Consider the following 6,997-nt stretch of genomic DNA (forward strand, 5'->3'; position numbering starts at 1 on the left):
CAGCTCGCACAGGCGGTGCAGTCAGAAACCGGCGGAAGCGTCGACCTCGCCTATGTCGATGCGGGCTACACCGGTGAGCGGGCCGCCAATGCCGCCCGCCAACACGGCATCGAACTCGAGGCCGTCAAGCTGCCCGAAGCCAAGAAGGGCTTCGTCCTGCTACCGCGCCGCTGGGTCATCGAGCGATCCTTCGCCTGGACTACGCGCTTCCGGCGCCTCGTCAAAGACTACGAGCGCTACGCCAGCACTCTCGCCGACTTCCACCTCGTCGCCTTCGTCTGCCCCATGCTCAAGCAAGTCGCTCTACTGGCCACAGGTGCCTAACACCCTCTAGGTTTGAACTGCCGAAGCAAAACAAGAGCAAGACCGGGAGGTGGGCATGGTGGACCAATCCCATTTGAAGGCGCCCGACGTGTACGGACGCACTCACCAGATGGACGAAAAGACGCTCGGCGCTGTCGCTGAGCGTCTGGAAGCACGGGGACGGCATCCCTTCTTTGCCTGAGCTATCGGCGACTACATGGACCATCTCGCCCTCGCGGGGCCGGAGGCCATCCTCGACCTCGGCTGCGGGACCGGGGTGGCGGCGCGCGCTATCGCCCGCCGTTTATAGGTGCGTGGCTCGATCACGGCTTTCGACATCAGCCCGCACCTCGTCGCGGCAGCGCACCGTCTCGTAGCCGAGGAGGGCCTGGGTGAACGCATCGACTTCCGCACGGGCGATGCGTACGACCTCGGGCTGCCGGAGGGCGGCTTCGACGTGGTAGTGGTGCATACCGTGGTCAGTCACGTAGCCGATCCAGCCTCGGTACTGGCCGAGGAGCGGCGGCTGCTCCGGCCGGGCGGCAGGCTGGTGGTGTTCGACGGCGACTATGCGTCGCTCACCCTGGCCACTGACGCGCCGGATGGGGGCGAGGCGATCGATCGGGCCGTGCAGCGAGGCATCATCGCCCAGCCGCGGGTAATGCGCGCCATGCCACGCCTGCTGGCGGAAGCCGCGCTCAGCCTGATCTGGTCGCGGCCCTACGTGGTCGCCGACATCGGCCGGGCTGGTGGACAAGGCGGACGCGGCGCAGGCGGAGGCGTGGGCGTGGCTGCGTGGCGCCTTCGCGGGGAGGGCGTGAGGCCGCGGAGGCGCGGACGCCAGCCGCGGGCACGCCTACGCCGCCGCGTGCTCGCGCGCCCGGCGGACGTCATAGGCAGCCACGTGGCAGCGGGCGAGCCGCAGGACGGGGGTCGGCACCCCCATGCGGTCTGCCCGCTCCGTGAGGTCGCCGAGGGTGTGCTCGCCCTCGGTAGGGCCACCGCGCTCCATGTCGCGCAGCATCGAGGCGGTCAGCATCGAACCTTCCTTCGTTAGCACCCCCATCAGGAAGTCCATGAAGGCGGGCCGGGGTTCGTGCCCGGCCGCTGCGGCCACCGCCCGACACTCGGCGAGCAGCGCGAGGATCGCGTCTCGACCCCCGGGCACGGCGAGGATGTCCCCGATCGCCGCACGCATCAGGCAGGTGATGCCCGCAGCCGTGGACAGCGCCACCCACTTCTCCCACATCTCCTGCACGATCTGCTCGCTGGCCTGCGGGGCGAAGTTCGCCGTCTCAAAGGCCGCAGCAATGGCCCGCACGCGCTCGCTCACGCCGCCCGCGATTTCGCCGAAGATCAGATCGTGGTTGGGCATCATTCGTTGGAGAATTTGTCCCTCGGGGCCGAGGGTCGCGGCGATTCTTGCCGCGCCGCCGAGCACGCGCGGCGGACCGAACCGCTTGGCCAGGAGGTCGAGGTGGCGCATCCCGTTCAGCAGGGGGAGGATGGCCGTGTCAGGGCCGACCGCGGGCGTCATGTCGTCCATCGCAGGGTCGAGCGAGTACGCCTTCACGGAGAGCAGGATCAGGTCGTAGGGTCCGTCGAGGCTACTGGCCGTCACGGCGCGGGGTCGGAGGTCGGCGTCGCCATGCTGGCTTTCAATGCGCAGCCCGTGCCGCGCGATCTGCTCGGCGCGGGCGGCGCGGACGAGGAAGGTCACGTCGCGGCCTGCTTCTACAAGGCGCCCGCCGTAGTAGCCGCCTAGCGCCCCGGCGCCGACAACCAAAATGCGCATGATCCCGTCCTTTCTCCGGCTGGTGGAAAGTGCGTCTGCGCTCCGCATTATGGACTGTCGTGGGGCGCTCCCGGTAATGGATATTTACAGGGTATCGATCATGTATAGATATTCTCGTGCCCACAACGTCCGCGTGTGCCGTTTCGAATGCAGTTCCCGCGTGCTTTGTTGATGAGCAGGACACTAAAGTTTCGCTACGGTGAAGTAGCGTCGACAAGGCCGACGCCTTGTCATGGTGATCTGCACATAGCGCAACCTCCCCTGGTTGGCCGTCAATGCACCGCGGAGGCAGCTATGTCGGAACGAACGCATGTGCCAACACCACGCCCGATCGACAATGCCAAGCTACAGCAGTTCATCGGCAAAACATTGGGTGACCTTGGAGGCGCAGCGAGCGCGCCGATGGTCCGAATGGGCAGTGCCCTAGGTCTCTATCGAATTTTGCATAGTCCGTAGTCCGATACCTGCACCGAACTCGTACAGCAAGCGAAGGTCCACCAGTGCTGCCTGTTAACATGATCCTCGAGGCTCGGCTTTAGCCTCGGAAAAACTTTGAAAGTGGTTGGCGTAGGTCACTGTGCCCAGGTGCCGTCGCAGCGGAACTCACAATACTAGGGAGAGAAGCGTAATGCGCGTCCACAACATCTATGCCGACGAGCAAGGTGAGAGCCACTTCCGCGACATTGAGGTCGAGTGGGCCGAGGAGGGGCCGGACGGAACGACCTCCAAGCGCTTCCCCGCCGTGGGGATCATCTTCCGCAAAACACCCGGTGACTGGCACTTCGACTGGCACACAGCGACGCGACGCCAGTATGTGATCAACCTTGACGGGTCACACAAGATCACAGCCAGCGACGGAGAAACCCGCACTATTGGCCAGGGTGAGGTGACCCTGATTGAGGACATGCACGGCAAGGGCCACCTCTCCGAGGCGCTGGGTAAGCTCCGGCACTCGATCCTGATCCCGGTGGACTGACGACGTGGACAGCGCGCTTGAGGATGCTCGGCGATTCACATCACACGCCAAATGGCCTAAATGAAAGGACAACCTGGTGCTGAGAAGAAGCATAGGCGCAGTCACGATCGCAGCGCTGATCGGAGTGGCCGCGCCATCGCAGGCCCAGACGGCGCGAGACCTCGTGGGTTCGTGGACCCCCGTCTCCATCACCTCCGCGGCCCCGGGCCGCGATGCGGCCGCGCTTGGCGATCCACCGAGCGGCACCATGATGTTCGGCAGCGACGGGCGTTTCGCTCTGATCTTCCTGCGCGGTGACTTGCCGAAGTTCGCGTCCAATAGCCGCGCGTTAGGCACCCCGGAGGAGAACCGGGCTGTCGTGCAGGGAAGCATCGCCCTCTTTGGTACCTACGCGGTGGAGGACGCTGGCAAGACCCTGATCCTGCGTATCGAGAACGGGACATTTCCCAACTGGGCGGGCGCTGAGCAGCGCCGTGAAATGAGGCTCGTTGGAGACCAGTTGGTCTACTCGACATCCGGCTCTGGCGGAGTTGCCGCAACGGTGACGCTGAGACGGGCTACGTAGGAGGGCTTTATCGTGCTCACGCTCCACTACGCCCCGGGCTCATCCTCGATGGCGTCACACCTCGCGCTTGAGGAGGCGGGTGCGGAGTACGAGGCGGGGCTCGTCGATGAGGAAGCGAGTGAGCACCGTACCGAGACGTACCTGCGGCTCAATTTGCCTGGGAAGGTGCCCGCCTTGCGGCAAGTGGGAGACAATTGGGATGACGGAGTTTGACGCGGGCAAAACCTACCTACTGGTACACGGCTCATGGGTGGGAGGGTGGTTCTGGGCGCCCGTGGCCGAGCGGCTGCGCGGCATGGGCCACCGCGTCTTCGCCCCGACCTTAACCGGCCTAGGGGAGCGCCGCCATCTCCTCTCACTCGATGTCACGCTGGACACCTTAGTGGATGACGTTGTGCACGTTATTGGGGCTGAGGAACTGCAAGATATCATCCTGATTGGGCATAGCTTCGGGGGCATCCCGATCACAGGTGTTGCTGACCGCCTGCCTGAAAGCATCCGGCATCTCGTTTATCTCGACGCCAATATTCCCGAGAGCGGCAGGAGCTTCCTCGACACACTTCCGCCCGAGGTTGCAGAGACACGGCGGCAGGCGGCGCGGGCGGCAGGCGGCAGGGTGCCTGCGCTTCCTCCGCCGCTCGCAGCAATTGGCGCACTTGGGGTTTCCGAGGGCTCGGTGGCCGACTGGCTGAGGCGACGCATGACGCCAATGCCGCTCGCCTATTATGAGACGCCACTGACGCTGAACCACCCCGTTGGCAACGGACGACCCTGTACCTTCGTATCCTTCACCAATCCGGCGTCTCCCCCACAAGAATCCAGTCGTCAATGGGCGCGCGGCCGAGCAGGCTGGGGCTGGATGGAGTTGGCCGTCGGCCATGCGGCACCGGTCACGGCACCGGATGAGGTAGCACGGCTCCTCGCGGGGATCAGCTAGTCCGGGTCGAGAGCCGCCCAAACTTGGCAGCCGCGCCTCACGGGCTGATGCGGCTGTGGCGACGGGGCGCCAGTTCAGCGCTTTGGGTAGCCCGACTAGGCCCAGCAACGGCGGCAAGAGCGATCCGGTAACCGTGATGAAGCCCAGGTGGACGACAGTTCTGCGGTGAGGAGTTCGAACCGTGTCATGGCTCCGCCTCGGATTTGGCGCAAGAACATGAAGATCGTGCTGAACGCCACGTAGATCATGGAGATCGCGGCTACAGCGTAGAGGTAACCAGTTCCGGTCAATGCCATCATTAGGGCATTCGCTCGCGCAGGGGCGCCCGTGAAACGGCACCTTAGGGACTAACAGGCCCAAGGATGAGTACTGGCGCCTTGAGCCAAGCTTCAGATTCGCTGCTGCCTGCTTGCCGCGTTCGGTCACCACCTCGTAGGTGACCCTCTGCCCCTCGTCGAGGCCGTTCAGGCCCGTAGCTTGCAAGGCAGTGATGTGGACGAACACGTCCTCGCTTCCGTCCTCGGGTTGAATGAAGCCGAAGCCCTTCTGGGCGTTCAACCACTTCACGGTGCCGCTGGCGATGTGACGCATTCTCAGGCGAGTGTGGTCTCGCTAGGCGTCAACTACAAACCCCATGAGCCCAGCAAATAGACCGACAATTTCGGCTGGGAGAGCGTAAGGTGCCAGAGGTCCGCAGGGTTGCTGATCGGTCCTTGTGGGCGAAGGACAGGGCTGCGGCTCAATCCGGACAGTCAGCCCAATATGGGAGAACGCAGATGGCCAAGGGTCAGAAGCGCAGCGGCCGCGAGGTTTAGAAGCCCAGGCAGAACAAGGCGAAAGCCACAGCAACGGCATCGCCCTTTGCCTAGGCGCCCCCGAAACCGGCGCCGCCTGTCAGCAAAAAGTAGTTCACTCCATAGCGTTCGACGCCAGCGTCCGCTGCTCGTCGCACCGTTCCCGTCTTACCAACCGACGGAGGGTGGCGCCTCGCCGGAACGGTCAGCACTGAGGCCGTTCAGATTTCCAGCTTATCGGGTCCCTCTCACGACAGGCCGGAGCGCCGCGAAATCGTATTCATCGAACACCATCTCGGCCGGTGCTTATGGCGGGCCGTTGAGCCAGCTTGGGTCAAGCCGCAGATCGATGATGCTGATCGTCTCCCGCCCACCCAGCACGGACACGATTTCGGCAGCGTCGATCTGGATGGCAATCACCGTCCGGGTGCCAACGCCCATGCAGCCAGATCACCGCTAACCGCCCTCCCGCTCTCTTTCACTATTGCTAACCCCCGCCAGCATTCATTTTGGTGACGATGCCGCGCTCTAATCCGGAGGCGGAACGCGCTCCGCCTCGGGAAGCACCCAGAGGCCCGGCCGTAGGTCGCTGCCCTATCTCACTCGCCGCCGCTCGCCCTCGGGCATGCACTCAACAGCCTTCGTCGCCGATCCGCCCTCAGTGTGTTGTCAGTAAGGACGACCCAGGCAAGACAACCTCTAAGGTTGGGTTTGTGCTTGAGATTAGTAACCGCGATATCCTGGGCTGCCTGAGTATCCACCGCCGCCGTAGCTACTGCCGCGGCTGGGCGCTGTCAGGGCACCACCTGCGGCACCCACACCACCACCAATCAGCGCCCCTGTTCCAGCGCTACCGCCAGTCAAGGCGCTCACCCCAGCACCCGCTCCTGCTCCAAGCAGGCCCCCAGAGACGGCGCGGCTGCCGGGGCTTGTGCCGCATGCCGTCAAGCTGAGCGAAACTAACCCGACGAGCAGCGCGGCTGTAAGGTTGCGCATCATATTACTCCTCCTCTGTGAAAGTAGGAGCTAAACGCACCAGCCCAGAAGAAGCCCCGACCGTAGCCTTCACAATGCGGTCGCCGTTCGGGAATGCGAAATGCCGTTGAGAAGTGATTTAACGGCTCCGCCCGGCTGCGCAGACCAACGGCCGCCGAATTTACCAGAGGGATGCTGGTTCGGCGCACTGACAAGGCATTATGTTAAAAAGCGCGGCCCGCAACTGAGCGCACCAGACAGTTTAGCTTGGCTACGTCCTGCTAACGCCGATTTCAGCGCGGCATGGGCCGCCAGCAATCAAGCGGTCACCGATTCGGTCATCCGCAGAACGCCTTGGTTACCATTCTCGGCGTGCGGTTTGATCTGTCCGCCTCGTCAAACCGACCTCCGCAACGGCATACGCTTGGCTCGCGTACGACTGGCTCCATTCCCATCTGGACGCGGCGACCGTAGCCCGGCACTTGCGTTGATCCTGAGAGGTGCGCGCCATGCAAACACGGTTTCACATGATCGTTCTTGTGGCCCTTCTTGGTACCCAGGCGTGGTCGCAGACGACCGAGACGCTACCGCCCATTGCTGGTCCCCCAGCAGCCCGACCACGCGCCGAGCCATACCCGGCCCAGCCTTTGTC

9 protein-coding genes and 2 pseudogenes are annotated in these 6,997 nt (G+C 64.0%); 8 read left to right on the plus strand and 3 right to left on the minus strand.

Annotated elements, in window-relative coordinates:
• The 4 genes and pseudogenes from EP26_RS28825 to EP26_RS38805 form a co-directional block, all read left to right on the plus strand.
• The coding region (locus tag EP26_RS28825; protein WP_043344482.1) for an IS5/IS1182 family transposase at window positions 1-324 on the plus strand (324 nt) is incomplete at its 5' end.
• 55 nt (window positions 325-379) lie between these two features.
• Window positions 380-505, plus strand: a complete 126-nt coding sequence (locus EP26_RS38360; protein WP_281177134.1) for a hypothetical protein — start codon at window positions 380-382, stop codon at window positions 503-505.
• A gap of 15 nt (window positions 506-520) precedes the next feature.
• Window positions 521-613 carry a class I SAM-dependent methyltransferase gene (locus EP26_RS38365; RefSeq protein ID WP_281177135.1) on the plus strand — a complete coding sequence of 31 codons (93 nt, stop codon included), beginning with the start codon at window positions 521-523 and terminating at the stop codon, window positions 611-613.
• Window positions 614-811, plus strand: a pseudogene (locus EP26_RS38805) (class I SAM-dependent methyltransferase); the annotation flags it as partial.
• Window positions 812-1,159: 348 nt separating this feature from the next.
• On the opposite strand, the gene panE reads toward EP26_RS38805, so the two are convergent.
• On the minus strand, window positions 1,160-2,098 hold the full coding sequence (gene panE, locus EP26_RS28835; protein ID WP_043344485.1) for a 2-dehydropantoate 2-reductase: 939 nt from the start codon (window positions 2,096-2,098) through the stop codon (window positions 1,160-1,162).
• Between the two features lie 628 nt (window positions 2,099-2,726).
• Between panE and EP26_RS28840 the strand changes: the two genes are divergently transcribed.
• The 4 genes from EP26_RS28840 to EP26_RS34080 all read left to right on the plus strand — a co-directional run bounded on the left by EP26_RS28840 (window position 2,727) and on the right by EP26_RS34080 (window position 4,576).
• On the plus strand, window positions 2,727-3,074 hold the full coding sequence (locus EP26_RS28840; RefSeq protein WP_043344487.1) for a cupin domain-containing protein: 348 nt from the start codon (window positions 2,727-2,729) through the stop codon (window positions 3,072-3,074).
• Between the two features lie 76 nt (window positions 3,075-3,150).
• Entirely contained in the window at window positions 3,151-3,639 is a 489-nt protein-coding gene (locus EP26_RS28845; protein WP_052389824.1) for a lipocalin-like domain-containing protein, read from the plus strand.
• A 12-nt stretch (window positions 3,640-3,651) separates the two neighbouring features.
• Window positions 3,652-3,852 (plus strand): thioredoxin domain-containing protein, encoded by a 201-nt coding sequence (locus EP26_RS38810; RefSeq protein ID WP_043344488.1) that lies wholly within the window; start codon window positions 3,652-3,654, stop codon window positions 3,850-3,852.
• Window positions 3,839-4,576: an alpha/beta fold hydrolase gene (locus tag EP26_RS34080; RefSeq protein WP_084113112.1), complete on the plus strand. Its 738-nt coding sequence runs from the start codon at window positions 3,839-3,841 to the stop codon at window positions 4,574-4,576. The genes EP26_RS38810 and EP26_RS34080 overlap by 14 nt, the downstream gene beginning before the upstream one ends.
• Window positions 4,577-4,975: 399 nt before the next feature.
• Here the strand turns inward: EP26_RS34080 and EP26_RS34085 are convergent.
• Both EP26_RS34085 and EP26_RS38370 read right to left on the minus strand, forming a co-directional pair.
• Window positions 4,976-5,167: pseudogene (locus EP26_RS34085) on the minus strand (cold-shock protein); the annotation flags it as partial.
• 509 nt (window positions 5,168-5,676) lie between these two features.
• Window positions 5,677-5,811: a hypothetical protein gene (locus EP26_RS38370; protein WP_281177137.1), complete on the minus strand. Its 135-nt coding sequence runs from the start codon at window positions 5,809-5,811 to the stop codon at window positions 5,677-5,679.
• Window positions 5,812-6,997: the final 1,186 nt, after the last annotated feature.

The sequence above is a fragment of the Belnapia moabensis DSM 16746 genome, assembly GCF_000745835.1.
Classification (GTDB): domain Bacteria; phylum Pseudomonadota; class Alphaproteobacteria; order Acetobacterales; family Acetobacteraceae; genus Belnapia; species Belnapia moabensis.

Coding starts and splice junctions, on each gene's coding strand:
- EP26_RS38360 (WP_281177134.1), top strand. CDS start 380: ATGGTGGACCAATCCCATTTGAAGGCGCCCGACGTGTACGGACGCACT.
- EP26_RS38365 (WP_281177135.1), top strand. CDS start 521: ATGGACCATCTCGCCCTCGCGGGGCCGGAGGCCATCCTCGACCTCGGC.
- panE (WP_043344485.1), bottom strand. CDS start 2,098: ATGCGCATTTTGGTTGTCGGCGCCGGGGCGCTAGGCGGCTACTACGGC.
- EP26_RS28840 (WP_043344487.1), top strand. CDS start 2,727: ATGCGCGTCCACAACATCTATGCCGACGAGCAAGGTGAGAGCCACTTC.
- EP26_RS34080 (WP_084113112.1), top strand. CDS start 3,839: ATGACGGAGTTTGACGCGGGCAAAACCTACCTACTGGTACACGGCTCA.
- EP26_RS38370 (WP_281177137.1), bottom strand. CDS start 5,811: ATGGGCGTTGGCACCCGGACGGTGATTGCCATCCAGATCGACGCTGCC.